Origin of the sequence: Comamonas sp. MYb69, from assembly GCF_037479315.1 — a bacterium.
Taxonomy (GTDB): domain Bacteria; phylum Pseudomonadota; class Gammaproteobacteria; order Burkholderiales; family Burkholderiaceae_C; genus Comamonas.
The window spans coordinates 315,306-340,352 of the sequence record NZ_JBBGZG010000003.1; the positions used below are offsets into that span (position 1 = coordinate 315,306).

The 25,047-nt window shown below is 64.5% G+C and carries 24 protein-coding genes; 13 read left to right on the forward strand and 11 right to left on the reverse strand.

The genetic code is table 11. The annotated features are described in order from the left end of the window. Positions 1 to 512: 512 nt before the first annotated feature. Positions 513 to 1,214 (forward strand): MOSC domain-containing protein, encoded by a 702-nt coding sequence (locus WH303_RS05645; RefSeq protein ID WP_339517341.1) that lies wholly within the window; start codon positions 513 to 515, stop codon positions 1,212 to 1,214. A gap of 129 nt (positions 1,215 to 1,343) precedes the next feature. On the opposite strand, the gene WH303_RS05650 is transcribed toward WH303_RS05645, so the two are convergent. The 3 genes from WH303_RS05650 to WH303_RS05660 are packed head-to-tail and all read right to left on the reverse strand — an operon-like array spanning position 1,344 to position 8,821. Next, positions 1,344 to 5,741: a translocation/assembly module TamB domain-containing protein gene (locus WH303_RS05650; RefSeq protein WP_339517342.1), complete on the reverse strand. Its 4,398-nt coding sequence runs from the start codon at positions 5,739 to 5,741 to the stop codon at positions 1,344 to 1,346. Between the two features lie 3 nt (positions 5,742 to 5,744). Continuing rightward, positions 5,745 to 7,631, reverse strand: a complete 1,887-nt coding sequence (locus tag WH303_RS05655; RefSeq protein ID WP_339517343.1) for an autotransporter assembly complex protein TamA — start codon at positions 7,629 to 7,631, stop codon at positions 5,745 to 5,747. A 2-nt stretch (positions 7,632 to 7,633) separates the two neighbouring features. Further along, positions 7,634 to 8,821 carry a vWA domain-containing protein gene (locus WH303_RS05660; RefSeq protein ID WP_021025348.1) on the reverse strand — a complete coding sequence of 396 codons (1,188 nt, stop codon included), beginning with the start codon at positions 8,819 to 8,821 and terminating at the stop codon, positions 7,634 to 7,636. A 73-nt stretch (positions 8,822 to 8,894) separates the two neighbouring features. Here WH303_RS05660 and WH303_RS05665 point away from each other — a divergent pair, with 73 nt between their 5' ends. After that, positions 8,895 to 9,488: a hypothetical protein gene (locus WH303_RS05665; protein WP_339517344.1), complete on the forward strand. Its 594-nt coding sequence runs from the start codon at positions 8,895 to 8,897 to the stop codon at positions 9,486 to 9,488. Positions 9,489 to 9,507: 19 nt separating this feature from the next. Here the strand turns inward: WH303_RS05665 and WH303_RS05670 are convergent, their stop codons facing one another. The 3 genes from WH303_RS05670 to WH303_RS05680 are packed head-to-tail and all read right to left on the reverse strand — an operon-like array spanning position 9,508 to position 11,200. Then, positions 9,508 to 10,101, reverse strand: coding sequence for a GNAT family N-acetyltransferase (locus tag WH303_RS05670; RefSeq protein WP_339517345.1), 594 nt, complete (start codon positions 10,099 to 10,101; stop codon positions 9,508 to 9,510). Between the two features lie 9 nt (positions 10,102 to 10,110). Continuing rightward, positions 10,111 to 10,338, reverse strand: a complete 228-nt coding sequence (locus WH303_RS05675) for a hypothetical protein (protein ID WP_021025345.1) — start codon at positions 10,336 to 10,338, stop codon at positions 10,111 to 10,113. 7 nt (positions 10,339 to 10,345) lie between these two features. Continuing rightward, positions 10,346 to 11,200, reverse strand: coding sequence for an AAA family ATPase (locus tag WH303_RS05680; RefSeq protein WP_021025344.1), 855 nt, complete (start codon positions 11,198 to 11,200; stop codon positions 10,346 to 10,348). A gap of 103 nt (positions 11,201 to 11,303) precedes the next feature. Between WH303_RS05680 and WH303_RS05685 the strand changes: the two genes are divergently transcribed. Further along, entirely contained in the window at positions 11,304 to 11,984 is a 681-nt protein-coding gene (locus tag WH303_RS05685) for a c-type cytochrome (RefSeq protein ID WP_021025343.1), read from the forward strand. 20 nt (positions 11,985 to 12,004) lie between these two features. Here WH303_RS05685 and WH303_RS05690 read toward each other — a convergent pair whose 3' ends face one another. Beyond that, complete coding sequence (locus WH303_RS05690) at positions 12,005 to 12,439, reverse strand: DUF1841 family protein (protein WP_021025342.1); 435 nt, start codon at positions 12,437 to 12,439, stop codon at positions 12,005 to 12,007. Positions 12,440 to 12,513: 74 nt separating this feature from the next. Then, positions 12,514 to 14,388: a glutathione-regulated potassium-efflux system protein KefC gene (gene kefC / locus WH303_RS05695; RefSeq protein ID WP_021025341.1), complete on the reverse strand. Its 1,875-nt coding sequence runs from the start codon at positions 14,386 to 14,388 to the stop codon at positions 12,514 to 12,516. Between the two features lie 246 nt (positions 14,389 to 14,634). Between kefC and WH303_RS05700 the strand changes: the two genes are divergently transcribed. Next, positions 14,635 to 15,273 (forward strand): LysE family transporter, encoded by a 639-nt coding sequence (locus WH303_RS05700; RefSeq protein WP_339517346.1) that lies wholly within the window; start codon positions 14,635 to 14,637, stop codon positions 15,271 to 15,273. 42 nt (positions 15,274 to 15,315) lie between these two features. On the opposite strand, the gene trmL is transcribed toward WH303_RS05700, so the two are convergent. Together trmL and WH303_RS05710 are read right to left on the reverse strand one after the other, a co-directional pair. After that, positions 15,316 to 15,801 (reverse strand): tRNA (uridine(34)/cytosine(34)/5-carboxymethylaminomethyluridine(34)-2'-O)-methyltransferase TrmL, encoded by a 486-nt coding sequence (gene trmL, locus WH303_RS05705; RefSeq protein ID WP_339517347.1) that lies wholly within the window; start codon positions 15,799 to 15,801, stop codon positions 15,316 to 15,318. Positions 15,802 to 15,865: 64 nt separating this feature from the next. Beyond that, complete coding sequence (locus tag WH303_RS05710; RefSeq protein ID WP_339517348.1) at positions 15,866 to 16,633, reverse strand: ComF family protein; 768 nt, start codon at positions 16,631 to 16,633, stop codon at positions 15,866 to 15,868. 50 nt (positions 16,634 to 16,683) lie between these two features. Here WH303_RS05710 and WH303_RS05715 point away from each other — a divergent pair, with 50 nt between their 5' ends. From WH303_RS05715 to WH303_RS05745, 7 genes are all read left to right on the forward strand, one after another. Further along, positions 16,684 to 17,592: a biotin synthase gene (locus WH303_RS05715; protein ID WP_339517349.1), complete on the forward strand. Its 909-nt coding sequence runs from the start codon at positions 16,684 to 16,686 to the stop codon at positions 17,590 to 17,592. Positions 17,593 to 17,888: 296 nt separating this feature from the next. Next, complete coding sequence (gene coxB / locus WH303_RS05720) at positions 17,889 to 19,511, forward strand: cytochrome c oxidase subunit II (RefSeq protein WP_339517350.1); 1,623 nt, start codon at positions 17,889 to 17,891, stop codon at positions 19,509 to 19,511. Positions 19,512 to 19,550: 39 nt separating this feature from the next. After that, positions 19,551 to 21,197, forward strand: coding sequence for a cytochrome c oxidase subunit I (gene ctaD, locus WH303_RS05725; RefSeq protein ID WP_021026280.1), 1,647 nt, complete (start codon positions 19,551 to 19,553; stop codon positions 21,195 to 21,197). Then, positions 21,194 to 21,301, forward strand: a complete 108-nt coding sequence (locus WH303_RS05730; RefSeq protein ID WP_021026279.1) for a cytochrome oxidase small assembly protein — start codon at positions 21,194 to 21,196, stop codon at positions 21,299 to 21,301. The genes ctaD and WH303_RS05730 overlap by 4 nt, the downstream gene beginning before the upstream one ends. A gap of 18 nt (positions 21,302 to 21,319) precedes the next feature. After that, entirely contained in the window at positions 21,320 to 21,946 is a 627-nt protein-coding gene (locus WH303_RS05735) for a cytochrome c oxidase assembly protein (RefSeq protein ID WP_027010764.1), read from the forward strand. Beyond that, positions 21,946 to 22,158, forward strand: coding sequence for a DUF2970 domain-containing protein (locus WH303_RS05740; protein ID WP_021026277.1), 213 nt, complete (start codon positions 21,946 to 21,948; stop codon positions 22,156 to 22,158). Before WH303_RS05735 ends, WH303_RS05740 begins: the two co-directional genes overlap by 1 nt. A gap of 56 nt (positions 22,159 to 22,214) precedes the next feature. After that, on the forward strand, positions 22,215 to 23,096 hold the full coding sequence (locus WH303_RS05745) for a cytochrome c oxidase subunit 3 (protein WP_027010763.1): 882 nt from the start codon (positions 22,215 to 22,217) through the stop codon (positions 23,094 to 23,096). A 26-nt stretch (positions 23,097 to 23,122) separates the two neighbouring features. On the opposite strand, the gene WH303_RS05750 is transcribed toward WH303_RS05745, so the two are convergent. Then, complete coding sequence (locus tag WH303_RS05750; RefSeq protein ID WP_339517351.1) at positions 23,123 to 23,341, reverse strand: DUF2909 domain-containing protein; 219 nt, start codon at positions 23,339 to 23,341, stop codon at positions 23,123 to 23,125. A gap of 203 nt (positions 23,342 to 23,544) precedes the next feature. Between WH303_RS05750 and WH303_RS05755 the strand changes: the two genes are divergently transcribed. Continuing rightward, on the forward strand, positions 23,545 to 24,369 hold the full coding sequence (locus WH303_RS05755) for an SURF1 family protein (RefSeq protein ID WP_339517352.1): 825 nt from the start codon (positions 23,545 to 23,547) through the stop codon (positions 24,367 to 24,369). Then, entirely contained in the window at positions 24,302 to 25,042 is a 741-nt protein-coding gene (locus WH303_RS05760; RefSeq protein ID WP_312987914.1) for an SCO family protein, read from the forward strand. The genes WH303_RS05755 and WH303_RS05760 overlap by 68 nt, the downstream gene beginning before the upstream one ends. The last annotated feature ends 5 nt before the right edge of the window (positions 25,043 to 25,047 follow it).

Below are 25,047 nucleotides of genomic sequence, written 5' to 3' on the forward strand. Positions count from 1 at the left end.
GGGGGGGGGGGGGGGGGGGGGCGGGGGGGGGGGGGGGGGGGGGGGGGGGGGGGGGCGGGGGGGGGCCCCCCCCCCCCCCCCCCCGGGGGGGGGGGGGGGGGGGGGGGGGGGTCCCCCCCCCCGCCCCCGCCTCGTCATCCTGCGCCTCGTCATCCTGCGCCTCGTCATCCTGCGCCTCGTCATCCTGCGCGGCTGCGGCCGCGCCTGGTATGTCTTCCTGGCCAGCATCCCGGATCTGGGCCGCGTCAGCGGGGTTTTGCGACTCGGCGGCTTGCATAGCCTCGGCAATCGCGGCCTGCGCAGCGGCAGCGCTGAGCTTGGGCTTTTCGTCCACCTGGGTTTTCTTCTTCCCCCCGCGCCCCTTTTGTGCTTGCGCAGCGGGGGGAGGGGTAGAGGCATGTTCATGGGCCTTCAAAGCATCAGCGGTCAGTTCGGGGGAAAACCCAACACCAGCGTTGGGAAGCGCAAAATGGCAGCGCATGTTCCCCGTTCATCCCATCCCACTCCCCTCCTTGGCCGACCTCCAAGACAGCTGGCAACCCCTGGGCTCCTTGCAGGCGCTCTACGTCAGGGTGGTCCAGGAGCCAGAACCCCGTTCCGTGGCCGAAGTCCAGGCGCTGGGCGGCTATGGGCTGGCTGGCGACCGGCATGCTTCCTCGTTATCCCCCCGGCAGCTGCTCGTCGCCGGCACTGATGCCTACCAGCGCTGGGGCTTGGCGGAAGGCTCGCTCCGAGAGAATATGCGGGTGGATTTCTCCACCAGCGGGTTGGCCTCCGGTGATCTGTTGCGCATGGGCAGCGAGGTTGTCGTCGCGATCAGCTTTCTCTGTGAACCTTGCCGGTTGCTGGAGCGCAGGTGCCCGGGCACCCTCGCTTCGATCGGCCGAGACAGGGGCATGCTCGCCCGCGTGTTGAGAGGCGGCACCATTCGCCGTGGTGCCGAGGTATCGCTGAGCCGTGCCAAGGGGCCAGCGTTCAGCGACCAGTGGCAGGAGAGGGTTCAACAGGTGGCCTGCGCGGTTCCGGAGGGTGCCTGGATCAGCTATCGCCAGCTCGCTGAGATGGCGGGTGTGCAAACGGCCTACTGCCGCGCTTTCCCCAAGGTACTGTCCCAGCTCCCAGAGCGCATGGCCGCCAGAGTGAGGGGCCAGCGCGATGCGCCGGGCGCTGCGCCGTGGTCCGGTGCTGGATTCTTCGGCATGGGCACGGATTGATGCCTATGCTGCCAGCGCAACGCTGAGCCCAACGTCTGCCGAGCCCCTGGCAAACAGGCCCCCGCCGTTTTGCAACTGCGGGGGCCTGTCATAGGTCACATGGCGCATGGCAGGCGCTCAGCGGCTCCATCAGTCATAGCGCAAGGTATAGATCAGGTCCAGCGCGCTGGTCGTACCGGCTGAGCCGCGCAGCTGCAGGTTGCGCGTGAAGTCGTAGAAGATGTAGAGGGCGCCCAAGGTGCCGGCCAGGCCCGCTTCGTAGGTCACGTACAGGTCTTGCGACAGGCGCTTGCCGACGGACAGGCTGGCCGAATCGCGGTCGGTGCCGCCAAAGCCGATTTCGTCCAGGCCCAGGCTCTTGGCGATATTGCCGGTCACGCTCTCGCCCGAGCCGCCGCTGAGCAAGGCCAGCGCCGCTTGCTGCATCAGCGCGCTGCTGGCGCCGCCGCCAGCAGGGTCGCGCCCCATCACCACCCAGGAGATTTTTTCTGCATCAGGCATCTCGGGGTTGGAGTACAGGCTCACGCGTGGCGCCTGCGCCGAGCCGCTGACCTGCACGCCAGCCTTGACGGCGATATTGGGGCGCAGCGCCAGAATATCGAGCGAGGGGTTGTTGTAGGGGCCGTTGAAGCGGATCAGGCCGGTTTCCACATTCAGCACCTGGCCCCAGGCGCGGTAGCGGCCTTCTTCGGTGCTGATGACGCCGGTGATGCGCGGCATGCCAATGCCGGCGCCGCCGCTGCTTTGCACATTGAGCGTGCCAGTCAGGCGCGTGGTGATGCCATAGCCTTGCAGCGCAAAGTCACGGCCCATGTCGAGCTTGACGTTCAGGATCAGCGGCTTGGCGGGCTCGACCCGGCCAGCCGGAGCGCCGAGCTTGGCCTGCGCAGCCTTGGCCGCTTCTTGCTTGGCTTTTTCGGCAGCCGCTGCGCGGCTGGCCTTGGTGCTGACCACCACATCGCTGCCCAGCGTGGGTGAGGATTCATCGGCCAGCATGATGCTGGCGCGGTCCACGGTCAGGTCGCCGGTAATGCTCATCTGGCCTTGCTGCAGCTGGCTGCGCACCTGGCCGGAGACGCTGACCTGGCGGTCGGCGCGCACCAGCACCTGCAAGGCCTTGGCCTGGGTGCGGATGTCCATGCGGATATCGGGCGCGGCGCCGTTTTGCGGCATGGTCCAGCTGATGGTGCCGGTGGCGTCGAGCGTGCCGCCGCTGGTGGGCGCGGCCGTCAGGTTGCCGCTGTAGCCGGCAATGCGCGCACGGCTGCCTTCGCCGCCGTCAAAGTGCAGGCTTTGCAGCTCCAGCGTATTGCCGTTGAGCTGGGCGCGCAGGCTGCCGTTGCGCAGGTCCACGCCATCCAGTTGCGACTGGATACGCATCTTGTCGGCGGTGATGCTGCCGCTCCAGCGCGGGTCTTGCAGGTTGCCTGCCAGCTGCACATTGGCTGCCAGGCTGCCGGCCACGCGCCAGCCCGGTGGGGCAAAGCTGGCCCAGATGCCCAGGTCAGGCATTTGGGCCTGCACGTTGCCGGACAGCGGTGCATCGGGGGCCACGGTGGCGCCCAGGTAGTTCTTGCCTTCGTACTGCAGCGCCGTTTGCACATCGGCCGTGAGCTGGCCTGCGTTGACCGAATCCCATTGCACGCGGCTGCGCAGCTGGCGGTCCTGCACGGTCAGCTCGACCTTGGCGGTGCGGATGCGGGCGATGATCGTCTGGCCTTCGGCCGAGAAGGCCTTGGACACGGCGCCTTCCTTGCCGCTGGAGTGGAAGGTGACGTTGGTAGGCGCGCTGCCCTGGGTGTGCAGTTGCAGATCGCCGCTGGCGCGCTCGACTTCGACCTTGGCGTTGAGGCCGTTTTGCGTGTTGACATCCCAGCGGCCCTGGACCACCAGGTCCGAATCGAGCGGGCTGTGCTTTTGCGCCTGGCTGGGGGCGGGCTTTTGGAAAGCACGGATCCAGCGCAGGGGCAGGCCTTGCAGGCTGCCGGTGCTTTGCAGCTGCACGGCCTGGTCGGCCCCTTGGCTGAACTGCAGGGGGTTCCATTGCAGGGTGACCGTGCCGGGCTCGGGCCCGGTCAGCTGCAACTGGCTGGCGCCGGTGCTGGCGCGCAGCGGTTGGTTGCCGGCAGGCAGCTGCAGTTTGAAGTCCAGCGGCTGCTGCAGCTGCAGCTGCCACGGCGCCTTGTTGGGCGGCAGCGTGGCGCGCGCTTGCAGCTTGCTCAAGGCGCCGCTCCACTGTTTGGCCGCCGTGCTGTTGGCGGCCAGGCTGACCTGGGCAGCCATCTGCTGCTCGCCGTGCTGGGCTTGGGCACGCAGATCGAGCTGCACTTTTTTGAGGTTGCCAACCAGGGCCAGCTCGGTATCGCGCAGCTGCCACAGGTCCGCAGCATCGGCGCTGGTGCGCAGGCTCAGCTGTGGGGTGCTGATGTTGGCATCCAGCGCAAAAGGCTGGCCACCGGAAGGAATGCCCGCAGGCAGCTGGGCCAGCAGCCCCGCTTGCTGCAGCTGGCGCAGTGCATCGCCATAGCCACCGCTAAAGCGCAGCTTGGCGTCGAGGCTGCCCTGGGCCAGCATGCCTTCGGGCAGTGCCTGGGCCATGCCCGGCAGCTTGCGCAGCCATTGCAGCAGTTGCTCGGCGCTGCTCAGGCGCAGTGCGATGGTGCCCTGGCCTTGCTGGGGCGCGGCCTGCGCCTTGGCGTCCAGGTTGGCACCGGGCGCCTGCACCGACAGCTCGCCCGCGCCGCTGCGCTGGTCGATGTTGGCGGTCAGCTGCTTGGCGCTGATGTGGGCGCCCAGCGCATCGATCTGCGCGCTCTGCAGCTGCAGCGCGGGCGCTTTCCACTGGCCCTTGGCGATCACGCGGTCGATCGGCAAGCTGGTGCTCGCTGCGGTGGCCTTGGCCGGTGTGCGGCGCTCGGACGTGATGTTGGCGTCAAACACAATGGCGTCGTTTTGCGACTGGGCCGAAAGGCTGCCCGACAGTGGTGCACTGTCGATGCGGGTATCGACCAGTGCGGGGTTGACCGCGCGCAATGCCGCCTGGATACCGGCATGGTGGTCGGCCAGGCGGTAGTGGCCTTGGGCGCTCAGGCTGCCGCTGCCCAGCTGGACTTCGCTGCCTTCGAGCACGTCCACCCGCTGGCCATCAAACAGCGCATGGGTCTGCACGGCGCTCACCGGCAGAAGCTGGTGGTTGATGGGGCCGGGCAGGGCGTTGCTGATATCGATCTGGATATCGAGTGGCACCGGCAGCAGCGCAGGGGGTGCTGCGGGTTTGGTCGGCGAGGTGTCGGAATCTGCTGGTGCTGCGCTGCTGGTGGCCATGGGGTCCACCGGCGCATCCACCACTGCGGGCGCTGGATGGGCGGCATGGGTGCTGCTCAGCAGATCAGCGGCCGCCTCCGTCACTGCCAACTGGCCATTGAGCAAGGTGGTGGGCAGACTGGGCAAAAAGGCAGCCAAGTTGACGCTTTGCAGCTGGGCCTGCGCGGGGCCCAGCGGCCAGGGGCGCCAAGGGTAGACGGTGGCATCGACATCGGCCTGCATCGGCGCTGCGCCCGCCAACGCCTGGGCGGAGCGGGCGGCCTGGGCCTTGGCGGCTTTCTCTTGCGCCGATGGCGCCTTGGCGGCCGTCTTTTTGCGGGCGGCGGTGGGTGCCGGTGCATCGGCCGCCGTGGGCTTGGGGGCCGCTGCCTCAAACTGCGGCTTGACCTGGGCCTGCACGCGCAAGGCGGCATCCAGGCCGGACAAGGTACCGGTCACCTGCACACCGGCATCGGCCAGGATGGCGGGCAGGGTGTCGGTGGCGGGCTGGTCCAGCTGGGCTTTCAGATCGGCAGCGATCTGCATGGGCGCCAGTGCATCCACATCGGCTTTGAGCTGCAGGCGGCTGTTGAAGGCCTCGACCTTGTCGATCTGCAGCTGGTGCTTGTCAGCGGCATAAAGGTAGTGGCCCTGCAGTTGCGTGACGGTGATGGGCTGCGGCGCGGCCCAGACGATTTCGTCCACCGCGAAGGGCACCTCCAGCACGCGCAGCGGCAGGGGCAGCTGCTCCAGAGGCTGGCTGGGTTCCTTGGGTTGGTCGATGCCCGACGGCGTGATGCTGAGCTTGGCGATATGGATGGGCGCCAGGCGCAGCTCGCGGTCCCAGATCTTGTCCAGGCTCCAGCCAATGGTGGCCTGGTCCACCTGTACGCTGATCGACGGGTTGCTCCACCGCAGCTGGCCAATGCTGCCGCCGCCGCGCAGGCTGCCTTGCACGTCCTGTGCTTGCAGCTGCATGTCGGCCGGCAAAAAGCGCTGGGCCAGGGTGATGGTTCGGGCGAGCGAATCGTTCTGCCCGCTCCACCACCAGGCGCCGCCCAGCAAGGCCGCCAGCAGCAGGATCAGGGCGGCAAACAGCCACAGCAGCGCGCGCACGGCGCGCCGCAGGCCGCTACGTTTTTTGGGGGAAGAAGGGCCGCTGGGCGGCGACGCCGCTGGTTGCGCTGCGCTGGCGGTGGGTGCGGTTGCGTGTGTATCTGCCATGTTTTAGAAGCTGTATCCCAGACGCAGGTGCAAGCGGAAACGTTCGTCTTTCAAGCCATAGGCCACATCGGCCTGCAGCGCGCCCACGGGGCTGCGCCAGCGCAGGCCCGTGCCAATGCCCCAGTAGGGCGACAGATCGCCGGCCTTGTCTGCGACCGAGCCCACATCGGCAAACACGGCCGATTCCCAGGCGCTGATCTCGCCATTGCGCACCAGGGGACGCTGGTACTCGACACTGCCCACATACATGTAGCGGCCGCCATAGACCTGGTCATCGGCCACGCGGGTGCCGATCTTTTTGTAGCCGTAGCCGCGCACGGTGGTGTCACCACCGGTGATGAACAGCTGGGTGGCGGGGATCACGGCCGAGTCCTTGGCGAGGATGGCACCGCCCTCGGCACGCAGCGCTATGCGGGCGCTGCGCGAGCTGCCGTTGGGCGCGGTGACCTTGCCTGCCGGCACAAAGCCTTGCCAGCGCAGCAGGCTGCGTACAAAGGGGTCGCGGTCCGGCGTGATGGTGTAGCCCGCGCCCAGCTCGGCGGCAATGCCGTAGCCGCGCGTGGGGTCGGTGTTGTTGTTGAAATAGCGGCCCGTCCAGCCGTAGTTCACACTCAAGGCGCTGCTCGATGGGATCTTCTCCTGGCCCTGCACCGACGAGAAGTCGTACTGCAAGAAGGCGCTGCGGTCGATATGGTCGCTGCTCTTTTTGTGGCCGCCGCGCAGCTGCATGGAGTTGACGGTGAAGTCGCCGTTGAGCTCGCGCTTGACCTCGCCCGCACCAAAGTAGGCCCAGCCGCTCTCCTTGGGCAGGTCGGTCCATTCGGTGGACAGCAGCTTCTTGTCGCGCTCGAACGAGAACTTGCTCACCGCGCGCCAACCCAGCCAGGGCATCTTGTTGTGCGTGTGGTCCAGGCTCAGGCGCGGCCCAGTGTCGGTGGACATACCGATACCGAACACCACCTTTTGCATCTTGGCCTCGCGCACCTGGGCGATTACCGCTGCTTCCTTGGGGTTGGCGGTGTCGGTGTCCAGCGTCAAAAACACCGAGTCGTAGTAGCCGCTGCCTGCCAGCCGGGTCTGGGCATCGAGCATGTCGGCCTCGCTGTAGTTCTGGCCGCTGGGCAGCCGTGCAATGCGGGCAATGCCTTGGGCGTCATAGCGCTCGGCGCCTTCGATGCGCAGCGGGCCAAACTTGTAGAGCGGGCCGCTGTCATAGCCCACCGAGAGCTTGGCTTCGTTGCTATCGCCATCGATATTGGCCTGGCTGTTGCTGATCTTGGCGGTGGGGTAGCGGTTGCGCTGCAGGCTGCGCAGGCCCTCGGACTTGGCGCTGCTCCATTCCTTTTGGGTAAAGCCCTCGCCGGGCTGCAGATCCCAGTTGCGCTCGAAGCGCGCGCGGCGCGCGGCAAAGTTCTTCTCCTCGGTGACCTCACCGCTGTAGTCCAGCGCCACCTCGGTCACCTTGGTCTGCGGGCCGGGCTCGACCTCGATGACCAGCTGCGGCCTTGTCTGGCTGTTTTCTGCCGATATGCCACTGTCGGCAGGGGCAGCGCCGGTGTCGTAGGCGTCGATCTTGATTTCGGGGCTGAAGTAGCCCAGGGTGCCCATCAGCTCGCGCACATTCTCATCGGCGCCGCCCAGCAGGCGCGTCATCTCGCTCATCTGCAGGCCGGGAAAGTTGCGGTAGCGCTTGAGCTCGACATACTGCTCCAGGTACTCGCGCACTTTCTTGGGTGCCTTGACAGTGATATCAAACGCGGGCTCGCTGCTGGCATGCGTCGCGGTGTCGTCCGCGTCGTCGGCCTTGGGGGTGCTGCTGCAGCCTGCCAGCAGGGCAGCAGTAAGAATAAAAAACGCCGGCAGAACCGGCGTTGTCAGACGGTGTCGCATGGTCACTTTGACAGCAAGCGCATGGTGTCCTCCAGCCCTTTGAGTGACAGGGGAAACATACGGTCGCCTACGAGTTGTTGTATCAGGCTGATGCTTTGGCGGTATTGCCACACGCCTTGGGGCTCCGGATTGATCCAGGCGTGTTTGGGAAAGGCGTGGGTCAATCGCTTAAGCCACTCGGCCCCAGGTTCCTCATTGTTGTACTCAACAGAGCCTCCTGCTTGTAGGACTTCGTATGGACTCATTGTGGCATCGCCCACAAAGATGAGTTTGTAATCTTTGTTATATTTTCTGATGATGTCCCAGGTGGGGAATTTCTCAGCGTAGCGGCGTTTATTGTTCTTCCACATATAGTCGTAGACGCAATTGTGGAAATAATAAAACTCGAGGTGCTTGAACTCGCTTTTGACGGCGCTGAATAATTCCTCGACGCGTTGAATATGGTCGTCCATGGTGCCGCCCACATCCATCAGCAGCAGTACCTTCACATGGTTATGGCGCTCGGGCACCATCTTGATATCAAGGTAGCCGGCATTGGCCGCAGTCGCGCGGATGGTGTCTGGCAGGTCCAGCTCCAGCTCATTGCCTTCCCGGGCAAAGCGGCGCAGGCGGCGCAGCGCCACCTTGATATTGCGGGTGCCCAGCTCCTGGGTGTCGTCGTAGTCGCGGTAGGCGCGCTGCTCCCAGACCTTGACGGCGCTGCGGCTCTTGCCCGGGCCGCCAATGCGCACACCTGCCGGGTTATAGCCGCCATGGCCAAAGGGGCTGGTGCCGTTGGTGCCAATCCATTTGTTGCCGCCTTCGTGCCGGCCTTTTTGCTCTTCCAGGCGTTTTTTGAGCGTCTCCATCAGCTCGTCCCAGCCCATCGCCTCGATGGCGGCCTTTTGCTCGGCGCTCAGCTCTTTTTCCAGCACCTGCTTGAGCCAGTCCTCGGGCAGCTCCTTCTTCCAGTCGGTGAGCATCTCCATGCCCTTGAAGTAGGCGCCAAAGGCCTGGTCGAACTTGTCGAACAGCTTTTCATCCTTGACGAGGCAGAGCCTGGCCAGAAAATAGAAATCGTCCAGGCTCCAGGCGTCTTCGGAGCGGGGCCCGGCCAGGCCCTTGTCCAGTGCTTCGAGCAGGGTGAGCAGCTCCTTGACCGACACTGGCAACTTGGCCGCGCGCAAGGTGTAGAAAAAGTCTATCAACATGGTCTTGTAAACAATCCGTAACAGTTTGGCGCTAGCCTCTCCAGTCTAACGGGTACTCAAAAGGCAAGCTGTCATGGTGATGATCAAAACGGACAAGGCACGCCAGGCGTTGCGTGACCGCGGCAGCCTGTCCGTGCAGGAGCGCCAGATTCTGATCTTGTGCGATGGCAACCGCTCGCGTCAAGAGATCGCGCGTTGGGTCGGGGACAGCGCTGGCAGCGTGCTCGATGCCCTGGTCACGGCCGGTTATCTGGCGATGCAACAGCCGCCTGCTCCGCCGCCGCCACCACCACCGCCTCCTCCGGCCCCACCGCTACCGCCACCGGTTGCAGCGCCTGCGCCGCCGGTGCAGGCCGCTCCCAGACCGCCTGCGGCCCCCGTCTATGTCGAGCAAACGCGTGCCAGCCAGGGCAGCAAACGTTCGCTGGCGGGCTGCAAGATGTATGCGGTGGGGATTTTGCAGATGCAGCGCAGTGCCGATGCGATGGCACTGGCCGTGCGGGTGCAGCAGGCCAGTGACGAGACCGAGCTGCTCCTGGGTCTGGTGGACATGGTCACTTTCCTCGAGCAGATGACCAACACCGGCTATGCCGACAATGTCAAAACCCATCTGCGCCAGATTCTGCCCGAGCAGTACCTGGGCGTGCTGAACCTGCAGACGGCTTAAATCAGCCGTCTCTTTAATGTCAGCGCGGCTGGTTCAGCAGGTACAGCAGCTGCGCCTTGGCCTCGGGCCATTCACCGGCGAGCATGCTGTAGAGCACGGTGTCGCGCACGGTGCCATCGCGGCGCGGTGCATGGTGGCGGATGACGCCGTCCTTCTTGGCGCCCAGGCGCTCAATCGCGCGCTGGCTGGCAAAGTTGTAGTTGTCGGTGCGCCAGCCCACGACGGCTGCGCCCAACGTCTCAAAGGCATGGGTCAGCAGCAGCAGCTTGCAGGTGGTGTTGACATGGCTGCGCTGCACGCTGCGGGCGTACCAGGTATAGCCAATCTCCACGCGTTTGAGCGCTGGCACGATGTCGTGGTAGCTGCTGGTACCCAGCAGCTGGCCGCTGGCCTCGTCTACGACCGCAAAGGGCATGCGGCTGCCCGCTTCGCGCATCGCCAGGGCTTGCTCGATGTAGGCGCGGGTGTTCTCGGGCTCGGGCACCGAGGTGACGCGGATGGTCCACAGCTCACCGTCTTGCGCGGCGGCGCGCAGGCCTGCCTCATGCGCCAAGGTCAGCGGGGTCAGCAGCACGCCACGGGCGCGCAGTTCGGTGGGTTCTACAAAGGCCATTGCCTCGTCCTATTCAGTGTGGTTGTTGCGGCGGATGCGCCAGCGCCGGGCCAGTTGCAAGCCGGCGCCGCCGCCCAGGCCCACCAGCGCAATGGCGGCGATGCTGCTGGCGCCATAGCCTTCGGAGAACAGCTGCCAGCCCAGCAGCGCGCCAATGCCCCAGCCCAGCAGCGCGCCGGCGAGAAAACCGGCCGCGTCGCTCAGCCCTTCGATCAGCAGTTGCTGTGGGGTGGCCATGGCGTTTTTAGCGGTTGCGCTGGTTCATGAACACCAGCTTTTCAAACAGGCTCACATCCTGCTCGTTCTTCAGCAACGCGCCCACCAGCGGCGGAATGGCGATTTTCTGGTCGGCCGTCTGCAGCACTTCGGGCGGAATGTCCTCGGCCACCAGCAGTTTGAGCCAGTCGATCAGCTCGCTGGTGGAGGGCTTTTTCTTCAGGCCCGGCAGGTTGCGGATGTCGAAGAACACCTTCATCGCCGCCGACAGCAGCTCCTGCTTGAGTGCAGGAAAGTGCACGGCCACAATCTGCTGCATGGTCTCGGCATCGGGGAACTTGATGTAGTGGAAAAAGCAGCGGCGCAGGAAGGCGTCCGGGAGTTCCTTTTCGTTGTTCGAGGTGATGACCACCAGCGGGCGGTGCTTGGCGCGGATCATCTGGCGCGTCTCGTAGCAGTAGAACTCCATGCGATCGATTTCGCGCAAGAGGTCATTGGGGAATTCGATATCCGCCTTGTCGATCTCGTCGATCAGCAGCGCCACCGGCGCGTCGGCCGTGAAGGCCTGCCAGAGCACGCCCTTGAGGATGTAGTTGTTGATGTCCTTGACGCGGGCTGCGCTCTCGGGGTCGGCGAGCTGGCTGTCACGCAGACGACTGACCGCATCGTACTCATACAAACCCTGCTGGGCCTTGGTGGTGGACTTGATATGCCACTGCAGCAGCGGCATGCCTAGCGCCTGTGCAACCTCCTCCGCCAGCATGGTTTTCCCTGTCCCTGGTTCCCCCTTGACGAGAAGCGGTCTTTGAAGGGTAATTGCCGCATTGACCGCCAGCATGAGGTCATTGGTCGCGACGTAGTTCTGTGTGCCTTGGAATTTCATGGAAGTGGATGCAGAATCGTGATGACGGGGCCAGTACAGCGTTGACTATAAACCCAGATCTCCGCATCACTGCGGCGGCCTGAACCACACGATTGTGCGCACAATGAATAAAAGATGGACCACGATATTTGCCTTGCTTGTCGCGTCAGCGACCGGCGCAGTCTGCGCGCAGGAGATCAAGGGCAATGCCAAGGCGGCTGAGGGCAAGGTGGCGATGTGCATCGGCTGCCACGGCATTGTGGGCTACAAGGCCAGCTTCCCCGAGGTCTACCAGGTGCCCAAGATTTCGGGCCAGAGCGAAAAATACATCGACGCGGCCCTGCATGCCTACAAGAAGGGCGACCGCAAACACCCGACGATGCGTGCCATTGCCGATTCGCTGAGCGAGCAAGATATTGCCGATCTGGCTGCCTACTACGCGCAGCACACGGTGGGCGAGACCCAGCTGGCAGACAAACCGTCCAAGGTACCCAGCGCCGAAGTGGCCGAGCTGCTGAAAAAAGGCACCTGCGTCAGCTGCCATGGCGACAACTTCTCCAAGCCGCTCGATCCTTCGTACGCCAAGCTGGGTGGTCAGCATCCCGACTACCTCTACGCGGCGCTCAAGTCCTACACCATCGAGAAAAACGCCCGCATCGGCCGCAACCACCCGATCATGGTGGGCATGGCCAAGCAGCTGACCCATGCCGAGATGAAGGCGCTGGCCAACTACATTGGCAGCCTGGATGGCCCGCTGCAGATCGTGCCCGAGTCGCGCTTTCGCAGCAAGCAGGCAGCTAATTAAAGCGGTTGGCGACTAGGCGCTCAGTCTTTGGTGGCTTGGCGCTGCACAGCGGCCACATAGGCATTGCCATCGGGCGGGCGGCCTGAGCGCTGGCTCTCCCACAGCATCGTGCCCAGGCATTCCATGGCCACATGGTGGGCGTCGTGCAGTGAGCCCAGGCGCTTGGCCAGCAGCTCCACCGCCTGGCGAATGCCGCGCGGCTGGTCAATGCTGCACTGCTCGCTGATCGACAGGTGCATAGACAGGTGCAGGAAGGGGTTGGTCTTTTCCGGCGTCAGGTCGTAGTTGCGGGCGATGGCCGCATCGACGTCGCTCAGGTCTTCACGGTATTCCGGGTGCTCATCGATCCATAGGCTGGCCAGGGTCTCGATGGCTTCCATGGGCTGGCCCGCCTGGTGCTTGGCATAGGCGGCGCAGAAAAAACGCCGGACATCGGCTTGGGAGGGGTTGAACATAGGGCGCACAGCGTAGCATGCACCTGGCAGCTACGCTGGGTTGTGGTTAAGCCGGTTTTGTGCGGCGCGAGAGCTCAGATCTGGCTGTGCGGGTCTTCGGGCGGCGGTGGGTAGGGGCTGCTTGGCGCGTCCTTGGCTTCCTGCACCTGCTCTTGGCGCTCCTGCCGCTCGCGCGCCATTTGCTCGACCAGCTGCTCGCGGCCCTGCTTGGCAACGGCCAGCATGGTTTCGCGGTCATGGTGGTGTTCGTACATCTTGTCGGACAGCTCAATGTTGTGCGCGCGGAACACGGTTACCACATACTGGGCGTCTTCGGCGCTGTAGCCCATCAGCTCCAAAGCCTTCTCGGCCGTCTGCAGGCTGGAGTCAAACACCTCGCGGTCCACATGGTGCACGCCCATGTCACGCAGCGCATACCAGTGCGCCACATCCTTGGCCCGGGCGACGATCTTGAGGTGCGGAAAATGCTGCTGCACCAGGCGCACGATCTGGTTGGTCTGCAGCTCGTCATCGACCGCAATCACCATGACCTCGGCCTTCTCGGCGCCAGCAATGCGCAGCAGGTCCTGGCGCGTGGCATCGCCATAAAAGACGCGGTAGCCAAAGTTCTGTGCCACTTCCAGCATCTCCACGCTGTGGTCCAGGATGACGGCCTTGATGCCCTGGCTCAGCAGCACGCGGGTGACGATCTGGCCATAGCGGCCAAAGCCGGCGATCAGCACGGTGGCTTCCTGCTGCTCGCTCAGCTCGGGTGGTGTATCGCCCCCCTTGGCAAGGTTGGCAAAGCGCGGCATCAGCCAGCGGTCCATCGCCGCCACGATCAGCGGCGTGGCCACCATCGAGATGGCGACCGAACCGATCAGCAGGGACGACTGCTGGGGCGTCAAGATGCGCTGCGCCTGGGCGGCGCTGAACACCACAAAGGCAAACTCCCCGCCCTGGGCCAGCAGCAGGGTAAACAGCGGGCGCTCTTGCACCGGCATGCGCAGCAGCTGGGCCAGGCCATAGATGACCACGCACTTGATCAGCAAGAACAGCAGCACCAGCACCAGCATGGCCAGCGGCGCCTGCACGATGACCGCGAAATCGATGCTCATGCCCACCGCGATGAAGAACAGGCCCAGCAGCAGTCCCTTGAAGGGTTCGATATCGGTCTCGAGCTCGGCGCGGAACTCGCTGTCGGCCAGCAGCACGCCGGCGAGAAAGGCGCCCAGCGCCATCGACAGGCCAATCTGCAGCATCAGGAACGCAATGCCCACGACCAGCAACAAGGCGGTGGCGGTCGATATCTCGCGCGATTCGCTTTGGGCAATCCAGCGCAGCACTGGGCGCAGCAGGTAGCGGCCCACCAGAATGACGGCCACGATGATGGCCAGCGTCTTGCCGATTTCCATCAGCACATTGCCATCGTTCTGCGCGGCCTGGTGGCCCACGGCCAGCAGCGGGATCAGCGCCAGGATCGGGATGGCGGCGACGTCCTGGAACAGCAATATCGCAAAGCTGGTCTTGCCGCTGGTGGTGGACATCAAATTGCGCTCGGCAATGCTTTGCAGCGCGATCGCGGTCGATGACAGCGCCAGGCCCAGCGCGGCAATCAGCGCCAGATGCCAGTCATAGCCAAAGGCGAGGCCCGCGGCAAACAGCCCGGCAGTGCACAGCAGCACCTGGGCGGTGCCCACGCCAAAAATGGGCCGGCGCATGCTCCACAAGCGGCTGGGCTGCAGCTCCAGCCCGATCAGGAACAGCATCAGCACAACGCCGAATTCGGAGAAATGCAGGATGTCCTGCACATTGCTGACCAGCTGCAGGCCGCTGGGGCCGATGATGATGCCCGCAACCAGGTAGCCGATGATGGTGCCCAGGCCCAGCGCGCGGGAGATCGGTACCGCGATGACGGCCGCGGCCAGGTAGAGAAAGGTATAGGTAAGCCAGGCGGGAGCGTGTTCCATGCTTGCGTTTTGTTATCGGTGTTTTGTCGTTGCGCTGCACAGATTACTTTTATTTGCCGGGTCACGGTAATTTATTGCAATGTTTTGCGGTTGGCGCTTGTGGGTATTGCCGCCTTAGCTATCAAAAAAATAAATTTGCAACAATGGCCGAGCGCCCAGGTGCCTGGCCGGGCCGCGCGATAATCGCCGCTTTGCCCCACAGGGGCTGCGTTGGTGGCGGACGGCTCCGCTGCCCCAGGATGAACCATGGATTTGCATACTTGGATGGCGTATCTCGTTGCGGCTTGCATCATTGCCGTATCTCCCGGATCGGGCGCCGTGTTGTCAATGAGCCACGGGCTCTCCAACGGAGTGCGCAAGACCAGCGCCACCATCCTGGGCCTGCAATTGGGCCTGCTGCTGATCCTGCTGATTGCCGGCGCCGGCGTGGGCTCGCTGCTGATCGCCTCGGAGACCGCTTTCAACGTCGTCAAGATCGTCGGCGCCTGCTACCTGATCTATATCGGCTTCGCACAATGGCGCGCCAAGGGCGGCATCATGGACACCCAGGCTGAGCAGCCCGCCAGCGGCAGCTGGCAAAAGCGGGCGCTGAGCGGCTTTTTGACCAATGCCACCAACCCCAAGGGCATCATCTTCATGGTGGCGGTGCTGCCCCAGTTCATGACCTCCGAGCGCCCGCTGTGGCTGCAGCTGCTGATTCTGGCTGCCACGACCTTGGCCGTCGACACCGTGGTGATGCATGGCTACGCCGGCAGCGCCAGCGTGCTGCGCCGCCTGCTGCGCGACAGCCGCGCCATGCGCATCCAGAACAAGGTGTTTGGCGGCCTGCTGATGCTGGTGGGCATGGGCCTGTTTTTTGTCAAGCGCTCGCAAAGCGCGGCTTGAGTCTAAGGCATGCCCCGCTGAGTTTGCGGGGCAGCTAAGTCCTTACTTCGCTGGCCTGCCGTCCGGCATCGCAAAGCCATTCTGGCGCCAGGCCTCGAACACCGTCACCGCCACCGCATTGGACAGGTTCAGGCTGCGCTGGCCCGCCACCATCGGCAGGCGCACCCGCTGGCTCGTGGGAAAGCTCTCGCGCACGGCGATCGGTAAACCTCGGGTCTCACAGCCAAACACCAGCCAGTCGCCGGGCTGAAAGCGCACATCAAACGCCGGGCTGCTGCCATGGGTGGTCATTGCAAACATGCGGTCGGCGGCAGGCTGCATGCGCTCGATAAAGGCGTCCCAATGGGCATGGCGCTGGGTGGCGGCGTACTCGTGGTAGTCCAGGCCGGCGCGGCGCATCAAGCGGTCTTCCATCGAAAAGCCCAGCGGCTCGATCAGGTGCAAGCGGCTGCCGGTATTGGCACACAGGCGGATCACATTACCGGTGTTGGGAGGGATTTCGGGTTCGACCAGGACGACGTTGAACATGGCAAATGCGCAAAAACAAGGGCGCCAGTGTAGCGGCCCCGCCAAACAAGGGTGGACCGCTGCGCTATTGGCCGGGCGCGGGCGTTCTGGCAAACACCAGTGCCTGCACCGCTGGCGCGCCTTGCGCCTGCAGCAGCTGCGCCACCGCGCCCAAGGTGGCGCCGGTGGTCATCACATCATCGACCAGCAGTGGGTACTCACCCAGATCCTGCGCCTGCAGGCCCGGACGCAGCGCAAAGGCATGGCGCAGGTTGCGCAGCCGGGCCGCGCGCCCCAGGCCGGCCTGGGCGGGTGTGTCCACCAGCCGCTGCAGGTAGCGCGGCTGCACTGTGGCCAGCGCCAGACCGCTGGGCGCCTGCCGGTGCAGTGCCTTGGCCAGCAGCAGTGCCTGGTTGTAGCCGCGCTCGCGCATGCGGGCGGCAGACAGCGGCACGGGCAGGATGACGCTGGCCTGCTGCAGGCTGGCCAGTACCCCCGGGGTGCGCAGCAGCAGCTGGGCCATGCGGTTTGCCCATGCCAGCTGCTGGTGAAATTTGAGCCGCAGCACCATGCCATCCCAAGGCGGGCTATAGTCCACGGCGGCATGGCAGCGCTGCAACAGCGGCGCTTCGCGCAGGCAGCCGGCGCAGACCTCGGTGCTGGCCGGCAAGGGCAGCGCGCAGCGGCTGCAGCGGCGCAGGCCCGGCTGCCAGCAGACGCTGGCGCAGGCCGTGCAGATCCAGTCACTGGGCCAGCTGCGGCAGACCAGGCACTGGCTGGGCCAGTGGCCCAGCACATGGGCCGCACGCTGCCACAGGCTGGGCCGGTGTTTCTCGGGTGTGGCTGCTGTCATCGCTTTAATACCAATCAATAATCTGCGCGCCAAAGCGCAGGTGTTCCCCCATGGCTGAATTTACCGCACCTCCGTCGATCGACCCCAACGCCGCCCATGCCTGGCAGCGGCGCGCGCCTGCGCACAGCCCCTGGCTGCACGAAGAGGTGGGCCGTCGCATGCAGGACCGGCTGCAGTGGATCGTGCAAAAACCAGAGGCCTGGTGCAGCTGGGAGCCCGTATACGGCGGGCTGGAGGCGCACCGGCAGGTGGCCGAGCGCTACCCGGCGGCCGATATCCATATCGTGGAAAGCCGCCCGGCCCATGCCGCGCTGCTGCGCAGCCAGCTGGACAAGCCCTGGTGGGCGCTGAGCCGCTGGCGCCAGGCCAAGCTGCACTGGGGCCTGCCTGCGCCCGCAAGTGTGCAGATGCTCTGGGCCAATATGGCGCTGCACCAGCATCCCAACCCCCAGCAGCTGCTGCAGACCTGGCACCAGAGCCTGGCGGTCAACGGTTTTGTGATGTTTTCCTGTTTCGGGCCCGATACGCTCAAAGAGCTGCGTGCGGCCTATGCCAGCCAGGGCTGGCCCGCTGCCAGCCATGAGTTCACCGACATGCACGACTGGGGCGACATGCTGGTGCAGGCCGGCTTTGCCGAGCCGGTGATGGACATGGAGCGCATCACCCTGTCGTACTCAGGCGCCGCGCAATTGCGTGCCGAGCTGCGCGAGCTGGGCCGCAACCTGCACCCGGCCCGCTTTGGCGGCCTGCGTGGCCGCCAGTGGCGTGACCAGCTTGATGCCTTGCTGACGGCCAAGCTGGCCGATGCCCAGGAGCAGGGGCGCCTGGTGGTCTCGTTCGAGATCATCTACGGCCATGCGTTCAAGCCCACGCCACGCATGAAGGTGCAGGGCGAGAGCAGCATCAGCGTGCAGGATATGCAGCAGATGCTGCGCCAGGGGCGCCCAGGCGGCGCCTGAGGGGGCGATGCCGCTGCTGTGCGATGCGCAGGCGGTCGGCGGGGCCTTCATAGGCCCTACCATAATCGCGCGCTGTCCAGTGGTGGACAGCTGCTGTTGTCAATCTCCTATGATCCCGGGATTGCATGGGTTGCAATCTTGCGCGGTTGCGGCCATGCTCGCTGTAATGACCAAGTGGCATGGGTGCAAGCGGAGATGCACCCGGCGGTGTCTGCACCACGCGGCTGGATGTCTTCCCCACCGACACGCCAGCCTGCCCTACATAACGATGAGAAGATGAGAAGTAAGTGACAACTATGAAAAGTGATTCTCATAAGCTGGCTTCTTGGCTGCTGCTGGTGGCATCTGGCCTCACCTCTGCAGCACATGCGGTGCAAAGTCTTCCCGGCGGCCCGGCCGTTGGGCAGATGAACCTGGCGCCTCCCGTCACCCGAATTGCCCAGGAGCAGCACACGCTGCACTGGATGATGCTCTGGATCTGCACCATCATCTTTGTCGGTGTGTTCGCGGTGATGTTCTATTCCATCTGGAAGCACCGCAAATCCAAGGGGGCGGTGCCCGCCACCTTCCACGAATCGGTCACGGTCGAGGTCACCTGGACGGTGCTGCCCTTCATCATCGTGATCCTGATGGCCTTGCCGGCGACCAAGGTGCTGGTCGCGCAAAAGGACACCACCAATGCCGACCTGACCGTGAAGGTGACCGGCTACCAGTGGAAATGGGGCTACGACTACCTGACCGGCGAAGGCGAGGGCCTGAACTTTATCTCTACGCTGGATAGCGGCCAGCGCGCGATGTCCAACAGCGGTGATGTCTCCAAGGCGCCCAATGACTACCTGCTGCGCGTCGACAAGCCCTTGGTTGTGCCTGTCGACAAGAAGGTGCGCATCATCACCACCGCCGCCGATGTGATCCACTCCTTCATGGTGCCGGCCTTTGGTATCAAGCAGGATGCGATCCCCGGTTTTGTGCGCGACACCTGGTTCCGCGCCGAGAAAACCGGCGACTACTACGGCCAGTGCGCCGAGCTCTGCGGCAAGGAGCATGCCTACATGCCCATCCATGTGAAGGTGCTGTCGGCCAGCGATTACTCCGCATGGGTGGCCGAGCAAAAGAAGTTGCTCGCCGCGCAGGCCGATGACCCCAACAAGGTCTGGGAGCTGGCCGCACTGGTGGCCCGGGGCGAGAAGGTCTATGCCGCCAACTGTGCCGCTTGCCACCAGGCCAACGGCAAGGGGGCTGGCCCCATCAAGGCGCTCGATGGCAGCCCGGTGGTACTGGGCCCCACGGCCGACATGATGCACACGGTGCTCGAGGGCCGCGCCAATGGCGCCATGCCGTCCTGGAAGCAGCTGAGCGATACCGACCTGGCAGCGGTCGTCACCTTTACCAAGAACCACTGGAGCAACAAGACCGGCACCATGGTGCAGCCCGCCCAGTTTGTCGCGGCACGCACCGGCAAATTCCCGGAAGGTGGAGGTTCGGCAGCGGCTGCGCCGGCAGCAGCCCCCGCTGCGGCAGCTGCGGCTTCTGATGCCGGCGCCGCTGCGGCAGCCACCCCTGCAAGTCCTGCCCCCGCTGCACCTGCTGCTGCAACTGCAGAAGCACCCATCGGCCAGGTGCTGTTTGCCAGCGGCAAGAGCGAGCTGGACGGCCAGGCCCAGGAGGCGGTGAAAAAAGCCGCCGCCACGCTGGCCGGCCAAAGCAGCAAGGTGGCGTTGTCCGGGTTTGTCGATGGCACCGGCCATGCCGACCAGAATGCCGAGCTGGCCAAGAAGCGCGCCCAGGCCGTGGCCGAGCTGCTGGTAGCGCAAGGCGTGGCAGAGGCGCGTATCGAGATGCGCAAGCCGCAGACCATTACCGCAGGTGAGGGCGCTGACAGCCAGGCGCGCCGTGTCGATATTGTTGCTGCACCCTAAGGCGTGCAAGCCCTAGAAGAGCCATCGGAGTCAAGATTTATGAGCGCTGTTCTCCCCACAGACCCCAGCCATAGCGACCACGGCCAGGCCGACCATGCCCATGACGACCACCACCATGGTGCGCCCACGGGCTGGCGGCGCTGGGTGTTTGCCACCAACCACAAGGACATCGGCACGCTCTACCTGCTGTTCTCGTTCACCATGCTGATGGTGGGCGGCGTGCTGGCGCTGCTGATCCGGGCCGAGCTGTTCCAGCCCGGGCTGCAGCTGGTCAACCCCGAGCTGTTCAACCAGCTGACGACGATGCACGGGCTGATCATGGTGTTTGGCGCGATCATGCCGGCCTTTGTCGGCTTTGCGAACTGGATGCTGCCGCTGCAGATTGGCGCCAGCGACATGGCCTTTGCGCGCATGAACAACTTCAGCTTCTGGCTGATGATCCCGGCCGGCCTGATGCTGGTGGGCTCGTTCTTCATGCCTGGCGGCGCACCGGCTGCCGGCTGGACCTTGTACGCACCATTGACCCTGCAAATGGGTCCGTCGATGGACACCAGCATCTTTGCGATGCATGTGATGGGTGCCTCTTCCATCATGGGCTCGATCAACATCATCGTCACCATCCTGAACATGCGCGCACCGGGCATGACCTTGATGAAGATGCCGATGTTCGCCTGGACCTGGCTGATCACCGCCTACCTGCTGATCGCCGTGATGCCGGTGCTGGCCGGCGCGATCACGATGACCCTGACCGACCGCCACTTTGGCACCAGCTTCTTCAACCCCGCTGGCGGTGGTGATCCGGTGATGTACCAGCATATCTTCTGGTTCTTCGGCCACCCCGAGGTCTACATCATGATCTTGCCGGCCTTTGGCATCATCAGCCAGATCGTGCCGGCCTTCAGCCGCAAGAAGCTGTTTGGCTATGCCTCGATGGTCTATGCGGTGGCGGCGATTGCGATCCTGTCCTTCATTGTCTGGGCGCACCACATGTTCACCACCGGCATGCCGGTGACCGGCCAGCTGTTCTTCATGTACGCAACCATGCTGATCTCGGTGCCGACGGCAGTGAAGATCTTTAATTGGGTGGCGACGATGTGGCGCGGCTCGATGACCTTCGAGACGCCGATGCTGTTCTCGGTGGGCTTTATTTTCGTGTTCACGATGGGCGGCTTCACGGGCCTGATCCTGTCGATGGCGCCCATCGATATCCAGCTGCAGGACACCTACTACGTGGTGGCGCACTTCCACTATGTGCTGGTTGCCGGTTCGCTGTTTTCGATGTTTGCCGGCTACTACTACTGGGCGCCCAAGTGGACGGGCGTGATGTATGCCGAGTCGCGCGGCCGCATCCATTTCTGGGGCTCGCTGATCTTCTTCAACATCACCTTCTTCCCGATGCACTTTCTGGGCCTGGCCGGCATGCCACGCCGCTATGCCGACTACCCGATGCAGTTTGCCGACTTCAACATGATTGCCTCGATCGGTGCCTTCGGCTTTGGTCTGATGCAGGTCTACTTCTTTGCCTTTGTGGTCTGGCCTGGCATGCGCCACCGTGGCGAGAAGGCGCCGCAAAAGCCCTGGGAAGGGGCCGAAGGTCTGGAGTGGGAGGTGCCATCGCCCGCGCCTTTCCATACCTTTGAGACCCCGCCCAAGCTGGACGCTACTGCAACCAAGGTGATTGGATGATCACCCCCGCGCAGCGCAAGGCCAACCGGCGACTGGCATGGATTCTGGCGTCGATCGCGCTGGCCTTCTTCATCGGATTTCTCGTAAAAATGACGGTGCTCTAGCAGCACAGGGAGCAGCAGGTGAGCAGACATGCAGACAACGCGAAGATGGTGGGCAAGCTGGCCGTGGTTGCCTTTGGCATGTTTGCCTTTGGCTACGCGCTGATCCCGCTGTACAAGCGCATCTGCGAGGTCACGGGCATCAACATCCTGGCGCTGACCGAGCGCGATGTGCCGGGCAACGGCACGGCCGGCAAGAACGTCAAGCTCAACAGCCAGGTCGACGAAAGCCGCACCATCATCGTCGAGTTCGACGCGAATGCGCGTGGGCCCTGGAGCTTCAAACCGGCGGTGCGCACGATGCAGGTACACCCCGGCGCGCTGAGCACGGTGATGTACGAGTTCCGCAACGAGCAGGACCACCGCATGTCGGCCCAGGCGATTCCCAGCTATGCGCCCAAGCAGGCCGCGCCCTATTTCAACAAGCTCGAATGCTTTTGCTTCAACCAGTACACCCTGGAGCCCGGTGAGCGCAAGGAATGGCCAGTGGCCTTTGTGATCGACCCCAAGCTGTCCAAGGATGTGACGACGATCACCTTGTCCTACACCTTCTTTGAGGTCGGTGGCCGCATCCCGGCGGCACCTGCGTCGACGGCGGTGCTGGCGCCTGCGGTGCAGGGCGCCGGGGTGCAGGCAGGGGCATCCTGATGGCCAGCGCGCCCGGCCCGCAACCGCCGCGCAAGGGCAATCTCTGGCGCACGGTCAAGGCTGTGGCTTGGTCTTTTTTGGGGGTGCGCAAGGGGTCGGAATGGCAAGAGGATGGCGTGCAGATCACGCCACTGCAGGTGATTGCCGTGGGTTTGGTGGCGATCTTCCTGTTTGTGCTGGGGTTGATGGCCCTGGTGCAATGGTTGGTTTGATGCCAGTATTGGCATCGCGGAAGAATGAATCAATAAACGAAATACCAGGAGCAGCGATGAGTGCGACTTCCCATGGCACCACACCGTACTACTATGTTCCGGCCGAGTCCCGCCACCCGGTGATGGCGGCCATTGGCCTGGGCTTTGTCATTGCCGGCGCCGGCAACTGGGTCAATGGCCACACCTGGGGCATGTACCTGCTCTTTGTCGGCATTGCCTGGTGGCTGTTTGTGCTGTACCAGTGGTTTGGCGATGCGATCCGCGAAAGCGAGCAGGGCCTCTACAGCCACCGCATCGACCTGTCCTACCGCTGGAGCATGAGCTGGTTCATCTTCTCGGAGGTGATGTTCTTCGGCGCCTTCTTTACCGCGCTGTGGTGGGCACGGGCCCATTCGCTGCCGGCGCTGGGCAGCCTCGACAACGCCATTCTCTGGCCCGACTTCAAGGCCGTGTGGCCCAGCGTGGAAATGGGCGCCACGGCCTCGCCTGCGGGCATCGTCGAGCCGTTCCAGACCGTGGGCCCTTTCTGGCTGCCCACCATCAATACCGCGCTGCTGCTGACCTCGGGCGTTACCTTGACCATCGCCCACCATGCCCTGCAGGCCGACCAGCGCAGCAAGTGCATCCGCTTTATGTGGATGACCGTGGTGCTGGGCATCGTCTTCCTCTGCGTGCAGGGCTATGAGTACTTCCACCTCTACACCGAGCTGAACCTCAAGCTCAACTCCGGCACCTACGGCTCCACCTTCTACATGCTGACGGGCTTCCACGGCTTGCATGTGTTTATCGGCATGCTGATGCTGCTGGTCATCACCCTGCGGCTGCAAAAAGGCCATTTCACCGCCAAGAAGCATTTTGGCTTTGAGGGCGCTGCCTGGTACTGGCACTTTGTCGATGTGGTCTGGCTGGGCCTCTATATCCTCGTCTACTGGATGTAGTTGGGGTGGGGTGCTGCTGCAGGGCCTCAAGCCCCCAGCGGTATGCCATGGGGCTGCAGGTAGCCCAGCTTCCAGGCCAGCAAGATGCCGGCAAACACCAGCACCGACAGCGCAATGCGCAAGGTCAGCGCCCAGGCCATGCGCTTGCTGCCGGCGCCCGACGGGTTGCCGCGCAGCATGAAAAGCCCGGCCGCTGCCAGGCAGGCCAGTATCACGACAAAGGCGAGTGCGATGAGCAGATGCATGGTGCTGTCCTCAGGGTGGTCTCGGTGTTCTTGGCGTGCGCTGCAAGTCGCTTCGAACGGCTGTCTGGCGCCCGGCGCAACAAACCCATTGTGCGGCAGCGCCAGACGGGGCGCTATCGGCCTGCACCCCAATAGCCTCTCCCCGCAGTATCTTGGCCAGCGCGCTGGTGGCTGCCGCGCTCTGCACCGGGTATAAGCAGCGTATGCCCGCGCCTTCTGCTTCCTCATCCATCCCCAAGACCCCTACGGAGCGCCGTGCGCAGCTGCGTTTCGTGCTGATCACCGTCGCGGCAGCAGCCTCGATGCTGCTGACCGCCTCGCTGGGGTTCTGGCAGCTGCGCCGCGCCGATGAGAAGCTGGCCTACCAGGCGCAGCTTGATGCGCGTGCAGCCCTGCCGGCGCTGGACGGGGCGAGCTTGCTGCAGCCCCTGGGTGAGGCCGAGCGTGCCAGCCTGCAGCACCGCCAGGTGGTGCTGCGCGGCGAATGGCTGCCACAGTACACGGTCTACCTGGACAACCGCCAGATGCAGGCGCGCCCCGGTTTTTATGTGCTGACACCGCTGCGCCTGGCCGGCCCAGTAGCGCCAGGCCAGCCGCAGACTGTGCTGGTGCAGCGGGGCTGGGCGCCGCGCAATTTTGAAGACCGCTTGGCGCTGCCGCAGGTGCAAACGCCTGGCGGTACCGTGCAATTGCAGGGCCGGGTGGCGGGCCAGCCGGCACGCCTTTTGGAGCTGCAGACGTCCGCCGCGCACCCAGGGGTTTCCCGAATCCGGCAGAATCTCGATACCGATGCTTACGCGCAGGAGACCGGCCTGCCCTTGGCTGCACTCACCGTGGTGCAGACCGGGCCGGCCAGTGAGGGCCTGCTGCGCGACTGGCCTGTAGTAGGCAGCGGCGTGGAAAAGCATTATGGTTATGCATTTCAATGGTTTGGTCTGTGTAGCCTGATTGCGATCCTCTATGTCTGGTTCCAAATTGTCCGACGTGTCCTTCGACGCCGCAGCCACCCAAGCGCCGCCGCCCGCTGATGAGGCGCTGCTGGGCCTGACCGTGCATGGCCTGCCGCCTGCCGAGCAGGCCGAAGCGGCGCTGGAGGAGGCCGAGCGCTCGCGCAGCGGCCGCCTCAAGATGCTGCTGGTGCTGCTGGTCTGTGCGGCGCCGGTGATCGCGTCCTACTTCACCTACTACGTGATCCGGCCCGAGGGGCGGCGCAATTTTGGCGAGCTGGTGGGCCAGCAGCCGACGATTCCGGCCGCGCAGGTCAAGACACTCGATGGCCAGCCGTTTGAGTTGCAAAGCCTCAAGGGCCAGTGGCTGCTGCTGAGTGCCTCGGGCGCGGCCTGCGACGCGGTCTGCCAGAACAACCTCTATCTGCAGCGCCAGCTGCGCGAGAGCCTGGGCCGCGAGAAGGACCGGCTGGACTGGGTCTGGCTGGTGACCGACGACGGCGAGCCGCCGCCAGCCTTGCGCACGGCACTGGACCAGGCCACCGTGCTGCGGGTGCCCCAGGCGCTGGTGGCCCAGTGGCTGCAGCCGGCGGCCGGCCAGCAGCTGGGCGAACATTTGTATGTGGTGGACCCGCTGGGCCACTGGATGATGCGTTTTCCCGCCCAGCTCAGCCGCTCCGATGCGGCCAAGGCGCGCAAGGATCTGGAGCGGCTGCTGCGTGCGTCGTCGAGTTGGGACAAGGAAGGGCGGTAGTGGAT